The sequence below is a fragment of the Rhizobium sp. CF122 genome, assembly GCF_000282035.1.
In the GTDB taxonomy this organism is placed as follows: domain Bacteria; phylum Pseudomonadota; class Alphaproteobacteria; order Rhizobiales; family Rhizobiaceae; genus Rhizobium.
In genome coordinates this window covers 99,490-117,778 of sequence record NZ_AKKA01000067.1, presented here as the reverse complement: position 1 = coordinate 117,778, position 18,289 = coordinate 99,490, and the positions used below count along the sequence as shown (strand labels likewise).

Here is an 18,289-nt window from a genome sequence, read left to right as displayed (position 1 = left end):
CACCCTCCTCATAGGATCTACCGAACAGCGCGAAAAGGCGTGAGCAAAACGCGAAATCGGGTCAGTTCCCTAAATTTTTACCCTTTCCCCTGACGGGATGGAAACAAGAGCGCGCTAGTCTCTTCTCAACGTGAGAGGGAGTGTTCCATGCGTCAGGTCTTCTTTGCTGCGATAGCTGTGTTTGCCGCGGGTTCCGCCTGCGCCTCTTCGATCGAGGTGGTCGGCAAGGACACGCGCACCAATGGCGGGAGCATCAGCCAGGAAAGCTGCCAAAGTTGCCCGCCGCTCGAATCTGTCGAGCGCAAGAAGGACTACACCGTCCCGACCCTGACACCCGGCTCGCTGCAATCCTCTGAGATACGCGACGTGAACGGCGAGAAGAAGCTCTATCGCACCGAAGGCTGGATGGGCGGGTCACCCGTCGTTTTCGTAACCAAGGCTCCGGCCGTGTCCATGACGGCCGCTACACAGCCGTCCGACAACATCGACCGCGCCTCGACGACGGCTGCGGTCATCGGTGGCGACGTCAAGCCGATCGCGGCAGGCATGGCAGATGCGCCGAAGGAACAAACGGCCCCGCTCGACGTTTCCAAGTTTGAACTTCGGTTCTGATCTCCAGTTCCCTGCCCCAGCCTGACCAAAGTTTCGGTCGACCGGGTCCACCCCTCGCGGGGGATAAAATGCGTCCCTGAGAGAAGCAGGGACGCATTTTTCGTCTCTAATGGGCCTTGCCGGCTGGTGTGCTTCCAAAGGTCGGCGCAAGCAGACGTGCAAGGGCCTGCAATCCTGTCGAAACGTTCGCCCGCCGCAGATAGTGCTGAGTGCCCTGCGCCTCCGCAACGGCGGACGCTCCAACTTCGCCTTCGATAGCCGTCTGTTCTGGAACTGGCTCAGGCGGAGGGGAGTAGATACGTCCCTGATCGAGGGAAAGGATGGTCAGCGTCGTTATCATGGCCGTCTCCCACTTGCGGCTTTGCTGTGGGAAGCAGTCTCTGCCGGATGAGCCATTCCGGTCCTGAAACGCTCAAGGAAAAGTTCCGAAACGATCCGAAACTAGGGTCAGGCCCTAGCGTTCCGGGACACCCGCTATTCTCAGCCCGTCAAGGACGGCAGCGATGCGATCCGGATATTTGCCCGCTTGACCGGCGCGGATGCGTTCAATCGTGATATCAGGCGTCCGTCGTTTCAAGGCCGCGACGTGCCGCTGGGCTTCCTCCATGCGCCCGAGATGCGCGCTCGCAGCAATGAGCACCCATAGAGTTGGCTCGAAATTCGGATTGCTGGCTAGCGCTCTTGAAGCCCAGGCCAGGGCCTGGTCGTACTCACCGAGGACGATATGGGCGTGAGCGATGCCGCAGAGCGAGAAGTGCGCGCCTCGGTCGCCAGGCGTCAGGCGGTTGGCCCTGTGGAAGTGGCTGAGCGCATCGCTGACATTGCCGCAATGAAGATGTCCGACGCCCGCCCTTACGACGGCCATCGGATTGTTGGGATTGGATTCGGCCGCCGCTTGCAGAACCGCGAGACCCCAATCGTAATCCTTCACCGTCTGCATCAAGGCGACGCCGCAATGGGCCATGACCATGGCGTCGCCGGCGCCGTGCTCCAGAGCCCGCCGTGCCAGTGCGCCACATGCCTGCACATCGTCCTCGGTGAGCGCCGGCCAGCCCATCGTGTAGCGATGCTCGAGCGCCCATGTCGCATGGGCAAGCAGCTGCGCATTGTCGGGCTCGGCGGCGAGCCCCTGCATGAGAAGGGCATAGGCGGCCGCATTGTCGCCTTCGATTTCGGTCGAGATCTTGGCCAGGGCCTGCAGGTAGATGTCGTAGGTGGCCACGCTTCCGGGCCGTTCGCGCCGTGATCGCTCGATCTCGGCCGTTTGGATCAGTGGTTCGATCAGCATTGCGACGCTGTCGGTGATGCGATCCTGAAAGTCGAATATCTCGTCTAGAGTGCCATCGAAAGTCTGCGCCCATATGTGCGTGCTGCTCTGGCGCTCGACAAGCTCAGCCACAATACGCAGCCGATTGCCGGATTGTCGGATGCTGCCTTCGAGCACGTAGCTGACGCCGAGTTCGGCGGCGATCTTGCGCACATCCATTGCACTGCCCTTGTAGGCAAAAGAGCAGTCCCGGGCGACCACGGCAAAGCTTCGGAACCGGCTTAGTGCCGCAATGATGTCATCGACGATCCCATCGGCAAAATAGTCCTGCCTTGGATCGCCGCTGAGATTGCTGAAGGGGAGGACAGCGAGTGTCGGCCGCAATTCTGGGGCGGTCGCAGCGGCTTTCGCCTCCGCATTCGTCCGGATGAAACGGTAGCCGACGCGCGGCACGGTAGCGATCCATTCCTGTCCGTCGGGTGCAGGGCCAAGCGCCTTGCGCAACGCCGCGACCTGCACGGTCAGGTTGCTCTCCTCGACGGCAATTCCGGGCCAGACACGCTCCATCAACACATCCTTGGAAACAATGCTCCCACGGGCTTCAAGCAACGCTTCAAGAAGGGCGATGCCACGTTGGCCGAGCGCGACGGCCCGCCCGTTCCGCAGCAGGCGGCAGCCGGGATCGAGAACAAATTCACCGAAGGCATGCAAAGCCTCAACCATGCCGGAAATATAGCTTAACGACCGCCAGCGGAAAACTGGAGAACGTGCTCTGGCGTGTGCGTTTCAACCTGCGGACGCGCAACTGACTCGAAATTTCCGCTAACTGCAAGAATGCACTGATTATATTTGATCCTTCGGGCCATCATCACTTGGAAATTGGCAATTCCTTCACTCTAACTCCAACGTATAGGGGCGCATTTTTCTGTTTGTATTTGTTCAGAAACTTCCCGATTTCATCATCATAGAAACATGTAGAGACTGGTTAAGCATTCCTTAGAATAAACTGACCATTTTTAGCGCCGACCGGTAGCCGCATGTCAATTTCGCAGCAGTAAGAGGGGGTGGCCAATCAGCCCTCGTATACGCGGTAGGAAACCGCGCCGGATATCCCAACCGAGCTCTGTTGCGAGGCATGATGAAGAATTTGAAGATTTCCAGACAGCTTATTTTGCTGGTCGTTGGCCTGATGGTAGCGTTTGCAATCGGAACCACCATCCAGGTTCGCTCCTCGGTCAATGCGATCTATAAGGAACGCTATGATATGCTGCGTTCTGAGGTTCAGTCCGCGGTCTCCGTTCTCAAGCAGTACCAGGCGAAGGTGACCGCCGGCGCAATGACCCAGGAAGAGGCCCAGAAGCAGGCCTACGCTACGCTCAACGGCATGAAATACGACCCCGATGGTTACTTCTTCGGCTATAGCTACGACATCCAGATGATGTTCCACTACGATGCCTCGAAGGTTGGGCAGTTCAACAAGGGGCAGCCGGACAGCAAAGGCAAGCTCTATCGCGAAGAACTGGTCAAGCTTGGGCAGCAGGGCGGCGGTCTCGTCGAATACTACTCCACAGCGAAGCCCGGCCAGCCGGCCGGAGATTTTCGCAAGACGGCATATGCATTGGCCTTCGACCCCTGGAAGGTCGTCGTCGTCACCGGCGTCTACATGGATGATCTCGATGCCCAAGTCGATGACACGATCCTGGCCGCATTGGCTAGCAGCATCGTCCTACTCTTCGTCGCCATTGTGGCTGCCTACCTGGTCATCCGCGGCATTTCAAACCCCTTGAAGGACGTTCACAATGCCCTGCAATCGGTGGCTGATGAGGACGTCTCCATCAAAATCCCGCACACCGACATGAACAACGAAGTCGGCATGATGGCCAAGGCGACGCAGTCTCTGCAGCAGAAGGTCAGGGAGCGCCACGCCATGTCCGAGCGCGAGGCCGCCCAGCAGATGGCCCTCGACGGCGAGCGCGAAAACAGTCAGCGCTTGCAGCGCGAGGAAGCGGTCGCCCAGAACCATGTCGTTTCGACCATCGGTCAGGCGCTGGAGCAGATTGCCCATGGCGACCTGACGGTCCGTTGCGCCGATCTCGGCCAGAAGTACGCTGCCCTCCGCGAGAACTTCAACGATGCGCTCGGGCATCTCGAAGTCGCGATGGCCAAAGTGACCGCCAAGGGCGGCGACATCGCCGTCAGCAAGGAAGAGATCCGCCGTGCCTCCAACGATCTGTCGCAGCGCACCGAACGCCAGGCCGCGAGCCTGGAGGAGACTTCGGCAGCGCTCGACGAGTTGACCGTCGCAGTCCGTCAGACCGCTGACGGCGCCCATGAAGCCAGCAAGCGCGTTCATGCCGTCAGCACGGAAGCGAGCCGCAGCGATGCGGTGGTCTCCGAAGCGATCGAAGCGATGAGCGGCATCGAAAAGTCGTCTGCCGAAATCGGCAAGATTATCGGCGTCATCGACGAAATCGCCTTCCAGACGAACCTGCTGGCGCTGAACGCTGGCGTCGAAGCTGCACGCGCCGGCGAATCCGGCAAGGGCTTTGCGGTCGTCGCTCAGGAAGTTCGCGAACTGGCACAGCGCTCGGCCGCCGCGGCCAAGGAGATCAAGGATCAGATCGCCCGTTCGTCCGGTCAGGTCGATCACGGCGTCCGCCTGGTCGGCGAAGCCGGTGAGGCACTGAAGCGCATCTCCGACCAGATCAAGGCCGCCAACGAGATCGTCGCCAAGATCGCCCATAGCGCCTCTGAGCAGGATACGACATTGCGTTCGATCTCGTCCTCGATGAACCAGCTCGATGCCGCGACCCAGCAGAACGCCGCGATGGCGGAGGAGACTACTGCATCGGCTGAGTCGCTCGCCAACGATACAGACGAGCTCCTCAACCTGATCCGCGGCTTCCGCGTCGGCGGCGGCAACGATTATGCCGCGCAGGTTCGCCGCGCCGCCTGAGGTCAAGGACCAAACGAGAAAACGGCCGTCGGAGCGATCCGGCGGCCGTTTTGCGTAAGGGGAGCTATCGGGTCTTTCAATCGCCCGTCGTTGCCTCGTCGGCAGCGAGCCGCGCGATAAGCGCCTCGATATCGCGATCAGAGTAGACGCCAATGCCGGCCTGCTTCAGGAGCGCCGTTGTCACGCCATTCCCTGCGAGCCTGTGCCCGGAGAACGTGCCGTCATAGACGAAGCCCGAGCCACAAGAAGGGCTGCCGTCGATCAGCAGCGCATAGCGGCAGCCGGTCTGGGTGGCGATCGCCAGGGCGTTCTCGGCGGCCTGCCTGAACTCGTCCGTCACATTGCCACCGGTGATCTCGACGACGCGGGCGTTGCCGGCAAGCACATCCTCGCCCGCAGCCCCACCGTCGATTTCGGCCGGCGGGCGCGGCACCGGCATTCCGGCAGACATCTCGGGACAGATGGTTACCAGCCTGCCTTCCTCGATCCACCGCGCTATCGCAGGGTGAGCGAGCGGCTTCGATTGGCCGTCATAGCGGACGGGATGGCCCATGAGGCAGGCACTGACGAGAATCTTCTCCATGGCTTTGGAATAACCCCAAGGACGTGATAGTTCCAGTCCGCCATCAAGTGTGCGGAAGGGGAAAAGGGTGCAGCGAAGGATTCGCGCGGACAGGGCATGACCGATCTTGCGGTCTATGCCGGCCTTTTCCTGGTGGCTTTTGCGGCAGCAACGATCTTCCCGATGCAGTCGGAAGCCGGCCTCGTCGGCCTCGTCCTCACCGGGCAGCATCCGGTCCTCGCGCTGATCGTGGTGGAGACAACAGGCAACGTTCTCGGCTCGACCGTCAACTGGCTGCTCGGCGTCGGCATCGAACGATTTCGCGACAAGCGCTGGTTTCCGGTCAGCCAGCCCGCGCTCGACAAAGCGCAGCGCTGGTATCACCGCTATGGCAAGTGGTCTCTGCTTCTAAGCTGGATGCCGATCATCGGCGATCCCATCACTATCGTTGCCGGTGTTTTGCGCGAACCGTTCCCGATGTTCCTGCTGCTCGTGACTATCGCGAAGACCGTTCGTTACGGCGTTCTCGCTGCCGCCACTCTCGGGGTGATGAGCTGACGCGGGCAGAATTCCATCCTTGAATCAGAATCTGAACAAGGAGGAAATTCTGCAAATGACGCCGGATCTTAAGGTGCCATCCGCACGTCACATCAGATGCGCGGGCGCGCCTTAGCCCGAGATTTTCGAGAAGTCGGCGACCGTACCGGTTGCCTCGCGGATCAGACGCAGGAGCGCCAGTCGGTTGGCGCGAATGGCGGCGTCCTCGTCGTTAACAAGCACGTCGTCGAAGAAGCGGTCGACCGGCGCGCGCAGCCTAGAGAGCGCTTCCATGGCCGAGCGGAAGTCTTCCTTGTCCACGGCTGCCGAAGCCTCGGCCGAGGCCTTGTTGATCGCGGCGAAGAGCTCCTTCTCAGCGGCGAGCCGGAACAGGTTTTCCGAAACGCCGTCGGCGATCACCGTGCCCTTCTTCTCCTCGGCGGCCAGAATCTGCGTGGCGCGCTTGGTGCCGACCAGAAGGTTCTTGCCGTCCTCCGACGTGATGAAGGCGGTCAGCGCCTCGACGCGACGGGCAATCATCAAGAGATCGTCGGCCTCGAGCGTAACCACGGCATCGATGAGGTCATAGCGCGCGCCCTGATCGCGAAGGTAGACCTTCAGGCGGTCATGGAAGAAGGAGAGGAGGTCGAGTTCGCGTGACGATTCGCTTTCAGCGACACCAAGTGAGACAAGGTCGTCCCCGTCTTGGAGCGTCGTACCTGCAGCTTTCGTCACGCCGAGATCGCTATCAATCCGCGCGATATGCGACGCAATCGGCGTCAGCAGCGGAATGCGGACCTTGCGCTCGAGCAGGATGCGGATAACGCCGAGCGCTGCGCGACGAAGCGCGAAGGGATCCTTCGAGCCCGTCGGCTTCTCGTCGATGGCCCAAAAGCCGGTCAGCGTGTCGAGCTTGTCGGCGAGCGCGACAGTGATCGCGACCTTGTCCTCCGGAACGCGGTCGGTCGGACCCATCGGCTTCCAGTGGTCCTCAATCGCTGCTGCGACCGATGCATCCTCGCCCTGGAGTGCCGCATAGCGGCGGCCCATCAGGCCCTGCAGTTCCGGAAACTCGCCAACCGCCTCAGTGCGAAGATCCGCCTTGGCAAGCACTGCTGCCCGGTCGACCAGCTTGCAGTCGGCGCCGATCTGCATCACGAGCTTGGCCGCCAGTGCGCGAATGCGCTCCACGCGCGCGCCCTGCGTTCCAAGCTTGGCATGGAACGTCACGTTGAGCGCGTCGAGCTTGGCCATGCGCTGGTCGAGCGGCTTGGAAAGGTCGAGGTTGAACTTTGCGGCCGAAGCCTCCAGCGTTTCCAGATCCGGCAGATTGCCCTGGTCGCGCTTCCAGAAGTGCAGCGCGTCGGAAAGGCGAGCGCGTACGACCTTGCCGTTGCCGTGGATGATCTCCTTGCCGCCGTCGCTCGCCTGGATGTTCGAAACGAGGATGAACTTGCAGGAAAGCGTGTCGCCGCCGACTGGGCGCGTCACGAAGCACTTCTGGTTCGTCTTGATGGTGAGCCGGATGATATCGGCCGGGATCGAGAGGTAATCCTCCTCGAAGCTTCCCATCAGCACCTGCGGCCACTCGACGAGGCCGGAGACCTCTTCCAGCAGACCCTCGTCCTCGACCAGTTCCAGGCCGCTCGCAAAGGCGATGTCGCGGGCATCGTGCAGGATGATGTCCTTGCGGCGATCGGCGTCGAGAATGACTTTCGCCTTTTCGAGATTGGCGACATAGTCGTCGAAGCGCTTGACGGTGATGGCCTCAGGCGCATGGAAGCGATGACCATAGGTCACGTTTGAGGCAACGATGCCGTCGATTGAAAACGGAACGACGGCTGTTTCCTCGTGCTCCGTGCCGAAGGTGCAGACGATCGACTGCAACGGACGGACCCAGCGTAGCGAGCCGGGCTGAGCAGAGGCCGCGCCCCAGCGCATCGGCTTCGGCCAGGGGAAATCGCGGATGATCCCAGGCATGACATCGCTGATAATCTCTTCGGCGGCGCGGCCCGGCTTGGAGATAACGGCGATGTAGAAGTCGCCCTTCTTCGGATCGCTCTGAACCTGCGCCTCGGAAATGGAGGAAAGGCCGGCGCCGCGCAGGAAGCCTTCGATCGCCTTCTCGTTGGCGTCTGTGCGGGGCCCCTTCTTCTCTTCGCGCACATCGGCGGAACGCGCCGTCAGGCCGCGGATGTCGAGCGTTAGCCGGCGCGGTGTCCAGTATTCACGCGCACCCTCGTAGGAAAGTCCTGCCTCGACAAGCGCATCGGTCACGAGCTTCTTCAGGTCGCCGGCAGCCTTGCGCTGCAGGCGGGCCGGGATCTCTTCGGAGCGGAGTTCTAGGAGCAGATCTGGCATGTCACTTTCCTTGCCTTCTGGGGAAGGCGCCACAAAGGCGGGGCTAAAAACGGTCGCCTCTGCTAGCAAAGAATGCCGCATCTGCACAACCGCAAAAACGGCTGCCAGCCGTGCTATGTTGCTGTGGATAGGGACGTCGGGCATTGCCTTGTCGTTTTTCGCCGCTATGGTCCCGCAACTTTTGTAAAACGCAGGAATTCTCATGGCCGCTGACCTCCGCTCGCTCGCCGCTGTCATCTCGTCCGAAATCAATGCCCGGCCGGACCAGGCAAAGGCAGCGATCGAGCTGCTCGACGAGGGCGCGACCGTGCCCTTCATTGCGCGCTACCGCAAGGAAGTGACGGGCGGGTTGGACGATACGCAGCTGCGCAATCTGGCGGAGCGGCTGGTCTATCTGCGCGAACTGGAAGCGCGCCGCGACACCATCGTCGAATCCATCACCGGCCAGGGCAAGATGACCGAGGAACTGCTCCGCAAGATCACCGGTGCCGCCACCAAGGCCGAGCTGGAAGATCTCTATCTCCCTTATAAGCCAAAGCGCCGCACCCGTGCAGAGATCGCCCGCGAGCGTGGCCTCGGGCCGCTGGCGGAAGCAATCCTTGCAGACCGCTCAAAGGAGCCTGCCACGCTGGCGGAAGGCTACATCACAGCCGATGTGCCCGATGTGAAGACGGCACTCGAAGGCGCGCGTGATATCGTCGCTGAAGGCATCGCCGAAAATGCGGACCTCCTCGGCAAGCTGCGTGCCCATATGCGCAGTGCGGCTTTGCTGAAGGCCAAGGTGGTGGACGGCAAGCAGGCGACAGGCGAGAAGTTCTCGGACTATTTCGACCATTCCGAACGCTGGGCCACTGTCCCCGGCCATCGCGCGCTCGCCATGCTGCGCGGCTGGAACGAGGAAGTGCTGACACTGACGATCGAGGCCGATGCCGAAACCGCCTCGCCCAATAAGCCGGTCGAGCGCATGATCGCGACCGCCTACGAGATCGCAGCGAGCCGCCCCGGCGACCGCTGGCTGATGGAGGTGGCGAGCTGGACCTGGCGCGTCAAGCTCTCCATGTCGCTGTCGCTCGACTTGATGCGCGAGCTTCGCGAGCGCGCCGAAGAAGAGGCGATCCACGTCTTCGCCCGCAACCTCAAGGATCTGCTGCTGGCAGCACCCGCCGGTTCGCGCCCGACGATGGGCCTCGATCCAGGCATCCGCACTGGCGTCAAGGTCGCTGTCACCGATGCGACCGGCAAGGTGGTTGCGACGTCCACCGTCTATCCGTTCCAGCCGAGAAACGACGTGCGCGGCGCGCAGTTGGAACTCGCTTCCCTGATCCGCAAGCACAATGTCGAGCTGATCTCGATTGGCAACGGGACCGGGAGCCGCGAGACCGAGAAGCTGGTGGCCGACATGCTCGCCGAGCTGCCGGGTGCCAAACCGACCAAGGTGATCGTCTCGGAAGCCGGTGCCTCGGTCTATTCCGCCTCGGAAACGGCAGCGTTGGAATTCCCCAACCTCGACGTCTCGTTGCGCGGTGCCGTCTCCATCGCCCGGCGCCTGCAGGATCCATTGGCGGAGCTCGTCAAGATCGAGCCGAAATCGATCGGTGTCGGCCAGTATCAGCACGACGTCGACCAACAAAAGCTGTCGCGCTCGCTCGACGCCGTTGTCGAAGATGCGGTGAATGCCGTCGGCGTCGATCTCAACACTGCCTCCGCGCCGCTGCTGTCGCGCGTCTCCGGCCTGGGTGCCTCGATTGCCGACGCGATCGTCAAGCACCGCGACAGCGAAGGCCGCTTCGAGACGCGCCGCGATCTCCTGAAGGTCGCGCGCCTCGGCCAGCGCACCTTCGAGCAATGCGCCGGCTTCTTGCGCATTCGTGATGGCAAGGAGCCGCTCGACGCCTCCTCGGTCCACCCGGAAGCCTATGGCGTCGCCAAGAAGATCGTCGCTGCTTGCGGCCGCGACCTGCGCTCGCTGATGGGCGACAGCGCGGTGCTGAAAGCCGTCGATCCGCGGCAGTTCATCGACGAGAAATTCGGTCTGCCGACGGTAAAGGACATTCTCGCCGAGTTGGAAAAGCCCGGCCGCGACCCGCGCCCGAGCTTCAAGACCGCGACTTTCGCCGAAGGCGTCCACGAGATCTCGGATCTCCAGCCCGGCATGATGCTGGAAGGCACGGTCACCAACGTTGCGGCCTTTGGCGCTTTTGTCGACATAGGCGTCCATCAGGACGGATTGGTTCACGTTTCCCAGCTCGCCGATCGCTTCGTCAAAGATCCTCACGAAGTTGTGAAAGCTGGCGATGTCGTGAAGGTTCGCGTCGTGGAGGTCGATGCGAAGCGCAAGCGCATCGGTCTGTCGATGAGAAAGGACGACGGTTCGCAACCTTCGGCGCCGCGTGGCGAGTCGCGTGGAAATCAGCCGGTTCGCGGTCAGAACGACCGGCGCTCAGCCCCGGCAAAACCGGAGAGCCAAGGTGCCTTTGGAGCTGCACTGGCCGAGGCCATGAAGCGAAAATAAGCGCTTAGCAGTAGCATTTGCAAAAATGTCACACTTCGGAGGCCATCTCGCCGGGGTGCGAATTATGGCGCTTGTAAGGCGGATGAGAGATACTAAGTTGATCTGACTATCCTGTCACATTGCGAGGCCTTGTTCATGGCGTCGGCTTTCTTATCGATCGTCAAAAAACTCATCCGCAAGGGTAATCTGAAGCTCACTCTCGCCAATGGCGAGACGCATATGGTTGGCGACGGCACTGGTGATCTGGTTGTTGTTCGCGTTGCCGACGAGGAGGCGGAGAAGTTGATCCGCCGCGACCCCACCCTAAAGCTCGGCGAAATGTACATGGAGGGCCGGTTCATTCTTGAACGCGGCAGCATCTACGATTTCCTGGAGATGGTGAAACAGAACACCACCAACGAAATCTTCGATATCCCGATGGCGGCCCTCCTGATCAGCCGCATCGCTCTTCAACAGTTGAAAAGCCGTCTGCCGGTCAATCGCAACAAACGCAACGTGGCGCACCACTACGATCTGTCCGAAAGGCTGTTCGAACTCTTCCTCGACGAGGATTGGCAGTATTCCTGCGCCTACTACGACCCACCGGGCATCAGCCTGGAGGAGGCACAGGTTGCCAAGAAGCGCCACATCGCCGCCAAGCTCCTGCTAGAACCGAACCAGCGCGTGCTTGAGATCGGCTCCGGCTGGGGCGGGATGGGCATGTATCTGGCGGAAGCCGCGCCCGGCCTTCATGTCACCGGCATCACGCTCAGTGAAGAGCAATTGAAGATCTCGCGCGAGCGTTCGAAACAGCGCGGTCTTGCCGACCGTGTCCGCTTCGATCTGCAGGACTACCGGACGATGACCGGTCAGAAGTTCGATCGCATCGTCTCGGTCGGCATGTTCGAGCATGTCGGCATCGGCAACTTCGACAAGTACTTCAAGAAAGTGCACGAGTTGCTGGCCGATGACGGCGTCATGCTGCTGCATTCCATTGCCCGACCGAAGCCAAGCTTCGCGACCAACGCCTTCATCGAGAAGTATATCTTTCCGCAAGGCTACATTCCCTCGATCGGAGAGACGATCCCCGTGATCGAGAAGGCCGGTCTTCTGGTGCGCGATGTTGAAGTGCTGCCGCTTCACTACGCCCAAACGCTCCGCCATTGGCGCGAGCGTTTCGTCGCCCACAAGGCGGAAGCCGTCGCCCTGTACGATGAGCGCTTCTTCCGCATGTGGGAGTTCTATCTGGCCGGTTCGGAAATCGGCTTCCGCTGGGACGAACTCTTCGTCATGCAGATCCAGATTTCCAAGAACCAGTTTTCCACGCCTGACAACCGCAACTACATTGCGGAGAATGAGGCGAAGCTGAAGGAGTTCGAGGCGACGCGTCCGCCGCTCGAAAAGGTTATACTCTGATCAGCCGGGAAGGCGCGGCACCAACCGCGCCTTTTCTTTCTTGGAAAGAGACCGACACATGAGCAGTGCGTTTCCCGAGATCTATCTCGTCCGACACGGCGAAACGGAATGGAGCCTTTCTGGAAGACATACCGGCCGCAGCGATATTCCTCTGACGGCAAACGGCGAGGAAGCGGCGCGCCAGCTCGGTCCGCGCCTTGCGGGCAAGAGCTTCGCCGCCGTGTGGTCCAGCCCGTCGCAGCGTGCCCGCAACACCTGTGAACTCTCCGGCTTTGGCGCCGGCGCGATCGTCAAGGACGATCTGGCCGAGTGGGACTACGGCGCCTACGAGGGCATCACCACCAAGGAAATCCATGCAAGCCGACCCGGCTGGCAGCTGTTTCGCGACGGGTGTCCGAGCGGCGAGGCGGCAGGCGATGTCGGTGCACGGGCAGATCGGATCATCTCGGGACTGCGGCAGGCCAATGCCCCCATCCTGATCTTCTCGAGCTCGCATTTCCTGCGCGTGCTCGGCGCGCGCTGGCTCGGACTACCGCCGGCCAATGGCGCGCGCTTGATCCTGGACACGACAAGCATCAGCGTTCTCGGCTACGAGCACGATGTGACGGAGCCGGTCATCCGACGATGGAATGGCGTCTAGAAATACGACTTTGACGAGCAGTCCCGACTCAGATTGAGTGCGTGTATAGACGCGCGAGGGAGGGCGGGATGCTACGCGAGACATTCAGCATTATCGGCAGAAACTGGTCCATGTACGTGGTTGTCGTCATTGGTACCATGGCCCTTTCGATATTCGATGAACTCTCGGGCAAAACGACGTCCAGTGGAGCGACGAGCTTCATGTGGAGTTATGTCGCGATGTGTGTTCAGGGGGCGGTCATTTACTCCGCGCCGTTTGCGGAGGTCGGAAAGCGCGCGGGCTTCGGACGAATGTTTCCTTACTTTCTCAAGACGGTAGCGCTTCTCATCGGAGCGCTCGTCATCTCGCTGCCGATATTCATGTTTTTGCCCTCGGAGTTAGGTGTATCTGTAAGCGTGCTGCTGTTCGCTTTCGCTCTGTTTGTCGCCTATGCACTGGTTTTGTCGCTTTTGGGAACCTGGCCAACTTCAAGCATCACCGGTCACGGGACAACGCTTGTGGATGCTCTCCGGCGCGGCACAGCACGATTTTTCCCAACGTCCGGTCGGCTTGTTGCCGGGATGATTTTGCCGGCGGTTCTGTCGATACTGCTTGTCGTGGTTGCGTCTCAGTTTGGGACCTCGCCGTTGCTGTTGGTCGATGGGAAACCGAATGTCGTCATGCTCGCGATCTCGGCTGCAGCGGCATTTCTTCAGGCGCTCGGTGTGAGCTATGCCGCAGTTGTCGTTGCCCGCGTTTACCTTTCAGGGGAGCAAGGTTCTGCGGAGTTTGGCACTGCGGCCGCATGATGGCTTGACCCGCACCTTGACCGATCGCTAGATGGCTTCATGCAACAGATCGGCGGAATAAACGGGCGCGTTGCGGATGCGCCTTCGAACAATTGGGTTTATCGGGTCCTGCCTCCATGGCTCTGGCCCTATGCGCAGCTTGCGCGGTGGGATCGGCCGATTGGCTGGCAGCTCCTGATGTGGCCCTGTTTCTGGTCGGCGGCGATGGCCGCAAATGCGACCGCCCATATTGGGCAGTTTTCCGGCGGCCAGCTGATTTTCCATCTTGTACTTTATTTCATCGGCGCGGTTGCGATGCGGGGGGCAGGGTGCACCTATAACGATCTCGTCGATCACCAAATCGATATGGAAGTGGCCCGCACCCGCTCGCGGCCGCTGCCATCCGGCCGCGTGACGCGCACGCAGGCCAAGATGTTCATCGTCCTGCAGGCGCTGGTTGGGCTGCTGGTCGTTCTACAGCTTAACTGGTTCTCGGTCATCCTCGGCGTCGTTTCGCTCGCCATCGTAGCGCTTTATCCCTTTGCCAAGCGCTTCACGGACTGGCCGCAATTCTTCCTCGGCCTTGCCTTTTCCTGGGGCGCTTTGATGGGTTGGGCGGCGATCTTTGGCAGCCTTTCGCTGGCGCCGATCCTCCTCTACGTCGCCTCGGTGGTCTGGACGATCGGTTACGACACGATTTACGCCCATCAGGACAAGGAAGACGATGAGCTGATCGGCGTTCGTTCCACCGCGCGGCTATTCGGCGACAAGACGAAACAGTGGCTCGTCGGTCTCTATGGCCTGACGCTCGTGCTCGCCTTCTGCGCCTTCCTGGTTGCGGGCGTCGGCCTGTTTGCCTATCTCGGCCTGCTCATTGCTGCCGGCATGTTTGCCTGGCAAATCGTAACGCTGGATATCAGCGACGGCGATCAGTGCCTGGCATTGTTCAAGTCCAACAATCGCGTTGGTCTGATCATTTTCCTCGGCCTCTTTCTTTCTCTTCTTTTCGTACTGCCCTGAGGCGGAAACGACAATGCCCGGCACAGCGGCCGGGCATTGATAATCTGAAACGGCGCGCCGCTTAGCTGCGGGCGATAATTTCCTTGCCTTCGATCTTCATGGCGACGCCGAGCTTTCCGGTCGTGCGGCGCACGAGGAAGCGCGGGCGGCGATTGGCGAAGTAGGAGTGGCGGCGCCGTGGCTTCAAGGCGCTGGTGCGTAGGTCGCCGAGATGTTCTTCGAGCGGACGTGCGACGCCGTCGGCCTCGACCATCAGCATCGGAATGCGGAAGGCTTCCGACCAACTGCGCCAATCGGCAGCGATATCCGCGAGGTCGTGAGCGACCAGCAGCGGTACGCAGAGCTCCGGATCTTCGTGGTGAAGCTCCAGTGTTACGGTCACTTCGCCGTTGCCGTGGTCAATGGCGCGGGCGGCAACGCCCTTGAAGGCGCGCTTGGGAAGTGCGATCGAAAGCGGTAGGCCGCTTGAGGGAAGAACCTTGCGCAGGATAGCGCCACGTTCGTCGATCGTTATGCTGACGTCACTTGAGGAGTCGTGGATGGCGTAGCTAACCTGCTGGGGAAAGCGAGACGGATCGAGACGCAGTGTCGTTCCAGCCCATACGGGCTTCATAACGGTGTTGTTCATGTTCATTCTACCCTTGTCTTACCTGAGAGCCGGTTTCCGGTCTTCTCCTCGGGGCTTTTCGCCCTCTATGGCTCGACAATAGGCGGCGCCTGTTCCGGACAGCTTAAAAATCGCGGTTAAGAAAACTTTGCCTCCCTGGATGGTTATCAAAACCGAAGCCGGCAAGGTTTCCGGAGGGTGAACGCCGGCTGTGCCATATTGCAACGCAGGATGGGTAAGTCTCGGGTAAGCTTTTTATCGCAAAATAGCGCAGAACCAATCTGTCATACTTTGAAGACTTTGCCGGAAAAGGGCGCGTTATGATCTCTGCTTCGATGGCCTACAACATACTGTCGGGGAACATGAAGCAGAGCCTGGATCGGGTTGCCGCCCAGGCAACGGTCAAGCGCGACGCCGAGTATTACAAGGACAACATCAACAAGGTCAAAGACGTCGACGATTTCCTCGGCAACTACCGCCTCTACAGCTACGCGATGAAGGCCTATGGCCTAGATGACATGACTTACGCCAAGGCCTTCATGAAGAAGGTGCTGGAAAGCGATCTCACCGATGCCGATAGCTTCGCCAACAAGCTGACAGATACGCGATACAAGGAGTTCGCTGCCGCGTTCAATTTCAATTCGCCGGCAGCGGATGCGCAGAGCGACGCCCAGGAAGACGATCTGATTGGTCTCTACACACAGTCCTTCGCGGACGAGAGCAAGAATGCCACGACCGAGACCGACTACTACAGCAACGCAATCGACGCGGTGCAGGATGTTTCCGACATCGTCAGCAACAGTCGTGTCCGCACCTATGTCCTGAAAGCCTACGGTATTGACCCGACCTACGTCTCGAAGGACTTCCTGACGCAGGTTCTGACAAGCGACGTCAACGATCCAAACAGCTTCGTGAACGTCAACGGCAACGACAAATACAAGGCGCTTGCTGCGCAATTCAATTTCAACGCCGATGGCACGGTCAGTGGTGCTGCTCAGACGACTGCGCAGAAGAATGCTGTAATGGAGCAGTACAATCTGACTGTTCCGTCAATCGCGACGCCGGCGGCCGCCGACTATAACAAGGCCTACTACCTGTCCAAGATCGGAACGATCACAAATGTCTCCGACCTAGTAGCGGATAGCCGGCTGGCGTCCTATATCAAGACAGCGTTCAGCATGGGGGACCTCAGCAATGCTGCCCTGAAGCTGGTGCTGACCGATTCCAACTATGCGAATACGTTGGGCTATGGTGAAGCCTACAGCGCGTTCAACTTTAACGCGGACGGCACGATCGATTCCACCGCTGCCTCCTATACCGCGCAAACCTCCGATCAGATCGATGCCATGGCTGACATGGCGTCCGCAGCGTCGAGCTACTACCAGTCCAAGATTGTCACAATTACGAATGTCGACGATCTGATAGCCGATCCAAGGTTGACGCGCTTCATCAAGGATGCCTACGGCATGCCGCAGACGCTGAGCGATGCCGATCTGAAGAGCGTGCTCACGGACACGACCTATGCCTCGACGCTCGGCTACGACAACGTCCACGCGGCCTTTAACTTTCTCGCCGATGGCACGGTGTCGGACAAAGGCGTTGCGCAGGCCACTGCGCAGGCGCGTTCCACAAATTCCGGCGCCAATGCCAACCTTGACTATTTCCAAAGCAAGATAGGCGCCATCTCCAACGTGGACCAGCTGATCGCGGATCAGAAGCTTACAAGCCTCATCAAGTCGGTGTATCGGATGCCTGCCGATACCAGCGACGCGGACCTGAAGAGCATTCTGACTGATCCAAGCTTTGCCTCCGCTCAGGGCTTTACCAGCGTCAACCAGGCATTCAGCTTCGCCTCGGACGGATCAGCCGCGGCGGCCTCCGGTCCGCAGAGCGCCGAACAGCAGATGAACACGACCGACAGCTATGCGGTCCGTTATGATGATGCACAGCAAGAGGCCATCGACGCTGCCGTCGCCAACTACAAAGAGCGGATGAGCGACGACAACATCAAGAAGGTGGATGATTTCCTCCGCTCCAATGCGACGGCGGATCTGAATAAGAAGAACGACGACCTGCCTGACCCCTATCAGATGGCGCTGCGCGCCTATGGGCTGACGGAGCAGGACGTGCCGCGTTCGACATTGCGCAAGCTTTTGAAGAGCGACCCCTATGATCCGAACAGTTATGTCGCCTCGTTCAAGGACGAGCGCATCACGAATCTCGTCCGCGCCTTCAATTTCGGCAGCGACGGCAAGATTACGTCGGAAGTGCAGGCTCTCTCTCCTGCCGTCATGGCCAAGTATGCGACAAACTACAAGTCGCGTGCCACCATGGGAATGAGCGACGGCTCGATCAAGGACAAGGCCTCGAAGGATGCGACGACGGCCGTCGACAATTTCGCCAAGGGCATGGCAGAGGTAAAGTCGCTCGACGATTTCCTGACGAATGACAAGCTAACAAGCTTCGTGCTGAAGGCGAACGGTCTCGACCCCACGAAATACGACGAGGAGACCTTGCGGAAGATCTTCACGTCTGACCCGTCCGATCCGAAGAGCTATCTGAACACAAAGGCAGATTCGAAGCTCAAGGAAATCGTCGCCGACTTCAATTTCGATACCGAGGGCGACCTGACCCGCGCCAAGATCGGCGCGGTCCAGAACGTCGGCGCCGAGGATCGCACGCAGCAGAGCTATCTCCAGCAGACCCTCGAAACGCAGCAGGGTGAAAGCAATGACGGCGTTCGCCTTGCTCTCTATTTTGCCCGCAAGGCGCCCGACATAACCTCGCTCTACACCATCCTCGGGGACAAGGCGCTGTTCCAGGTCATCACGACCACCTATAGCCTGCCGAGCGGCATTTCGAGCATGGATGTCGAAAAGCAGGTCGATCTTCTGAAGAAGTTCGTGAATCTCGACGATCTTCAGGATTCGAAGAAAGTCGACAAGCTGATGAAGCGCTTCACCGCTATGTACGATCTGCAAAACAGCTCCAGCAATTCGCCCGCACTGACGATTCTGACCGGCGGCACGTCGAGCTGACGATCTCGAATACCT

General features: G+C 60.2%; 14 protein-coding genes. 9 read left to right on the top strand and 5 right to left on the bottom strand.

What is annotated here, in order from left to right; genetic code table 11:
• Positions 1 to 147: 147 nt before the first annotated feature.
• Entirely contained in the window at positions 148 to 612 is a 465-nt protein-coding gene (locus PMI09_RS11600; RefSeq protein WP_007793300.1) for a plant virulence effector HPE1-like domain-containing protein, read from the top strand.
• 106 nt (positions 613 to 718) lie between these two features.
• Here PMI09_RS11600 and PMI09_RS11595 read toward each other — a convergent pair whose 3' ends face one another.
• Complete coding sequence (locus PMI09_RS11595) at positions 719 to 952, bottom strand: hypothetical protein (protein WP_007793296.1); 234 nt, start codon at positions 950 to 952, stop codon at positions 719 to 721.
• A gap of 114 nt (positions 953 to 1,066) precedes the next feature.
• Positions 1,067 to 2,602: a winged helix-turn-helix domain-containing tetratricopeptide repeat protein gene (locus PMI09_RS11590; RefSeq protein WP_007793292.1), complete on the bottom strand. Its 1,536-nt coding sequence runs from the start codon at positions 2,600 to 2,602 to the stop codon at positions 1,067 to 1,069.
• Positions 2,603 to 3,017: 415 nt separating this feature from the next.
• On the opposite strand from PMI09_RS11590, the gene PMI09_RS11585 reads away from it, so the two are divergent.
• Positions 3,018 to 4,835: a methyl-accepting chemotaxis protein gene (locus tag PMI09_RS11585; RefSeq protein ID WP_007793289.1), complete on the top strand. Its 1,818-nt coding sequence runs from the start codon at positions 3,018 to 3,020 to the stop codon at positions 4,833 to 4,835.
• A gap of 76 nt (positions 4,836 to 4,911) precedes the next feature.
• Here PMI09_RS11585 and PMI09_RS11580 read toward each other — a convergent pair whose 3' ends face one another.
• The gene (locus PMI09_RS11580) at positions 4,912 to 5,418 is read right to left on the bottom strand and encodes a DUF523 domain-containing protein (protein WP_007793286.1); all 507 of its coding nucleotides are present in this window, start codon (positions 5,416 to 5,418) and stop codon (positions 4,912 to 4,914) included.
• 96 nt (positions 5,419 to 5,514) lie between these two features.
• Here PMI09_RS11580 and PMI09_RS11575 point away from each other — a divergent pair, with 96 nt between their 5' ends.
• Positions 5,515 to 5,955, top strand: a complete 441-nt coding sequence (locus tag PMI09_RS11575) for a YqaA family protein (protein ID WP_007793284.1) — start codon at positions 5,515 to 5,517, stop codon at positions 5,953 to 5,955.
• A gap of 111 nt (positions 5,956 to 6,066) precedes the next feature.
• Here the strand turns inward: PMI09_RS11575 and glyS are convergent, their stop codons facing one another.
• The gene (gene glyS / locus PMI09_RS11570; protein WP_007793280.1) at positions 6,067 to 8,295 is read right to left on the bottom strand and encodes a glycine--tRNA ligase subunit beta; all 2,229 of its coding nucleotides are present in this window, start codon (positions 8,293 to 8,295) and stop codon (positions 6,067 to 6,069) included.
• A 202-nt stretch (positions 8,296 to 8,497) separates the two neighbouring features.
• On the opposite strand from glyS, the gene PMI09_RS11560 reads away from it, so the two are divergent.
• The 5 genes from PMI09_RS11560 (at position 8,498) to ubiA (ending at position 14,629) form a co-directional block, all read left to right on the top strand.
• On the top strand, positions 8,498 to 10,807 hold the full coding sequence (locus tag PMI09_RS11560; protein WP_007793277.1) for a Tex family protein: 2,310 nt from the start codon (positions 8,498 to 8,500) through the stop codon (positions 10,805 to 10,807).
• 135 nt (positions 10,808 to 10,942) lie between these two features.
• On the top strand, positions 10,943 to 12,202 hold the full coding sequence (locus PMI09_RS11555) for an SAM-dependent methyltransferase (RefSeq protein WP_007793274.1): 1,260 nt from the start codon (positions 10,943 to 10,945) through the stop codon (positions 12,200 to 12,202).
• Between the two features lie 58 nt (positions 12,203 to 12,260).
• On the top strand, positions 12,261 to 12,842 hold the full coding sequence (locus tag PMI09_RS11550; RefSeq protein WP_007793271.1) for a histidine phosphatase family protein: 582 nt from the start codon (positions 12,261 to 12,263) through the stop codon (positions 12,840 to 12,842).
• Between the two features lie 68 nt (positions 12,843 to 12,910).
• Positions 12,911 to 13,630 carry a hypothetical protein gene (locus PMI09_RS11545; protein WP_007793267.1) on the top strand — a complete coding sequence of 240 codons (720 nt, stop codon included), beginning with the start codon at positions 12,911 to 12,913 and terminating at the stop codon, positions 13,628 to 13,630.
• Positions 13,631 to 13,669: 39 nt separating this feature from the next.
• Complete coding sequence (gene ubiA, locus PMI09_RS11540) at positions 13,670 to 14,629, top strand: 4-hydroxybenzoate octaprenyltransferase (protein WP_007793264.1); 960 nt, start codon at positions 13,670 to 13,672, stop codon at positions 14,627 to 14,629.
• A 61-nt stretch (positions 14,630 to 14,690) separates the two neighbouring features.
• Here the strand turns inward: ubiA and PMI09_RS11535 are convergent, their stop codons facing one another.
• A complete protein-coding gene (locus PMI09_RS11535) occupies positions 14,691 to 15,257 on the bottom strand; it encodes a DUF6101 family protein (protein WP_037082805.1) in 567 nt (188 codons plus the stop codon).
• Between the two features lie 299 nt (positions 15,258 to 15,556).
• Between PMI09_RS11535 and PMI09_RS11530 the strand changes: the two genes are divergently transcribed.
• Positions 15,557 to 18,274, top strand: coding sequence for a DUF1217 domain-containing protein (locus PMI09_RS11530; RefSeq protein ID WP_007793258.1), 2,718 nt, complete (start codon positions 15,557 to 15,559; stop codon positions 18,272 to 18,274).
• The last annotated feature ends 15 nt before the right edge of the window (positions 18,275 to 18,289 follow it).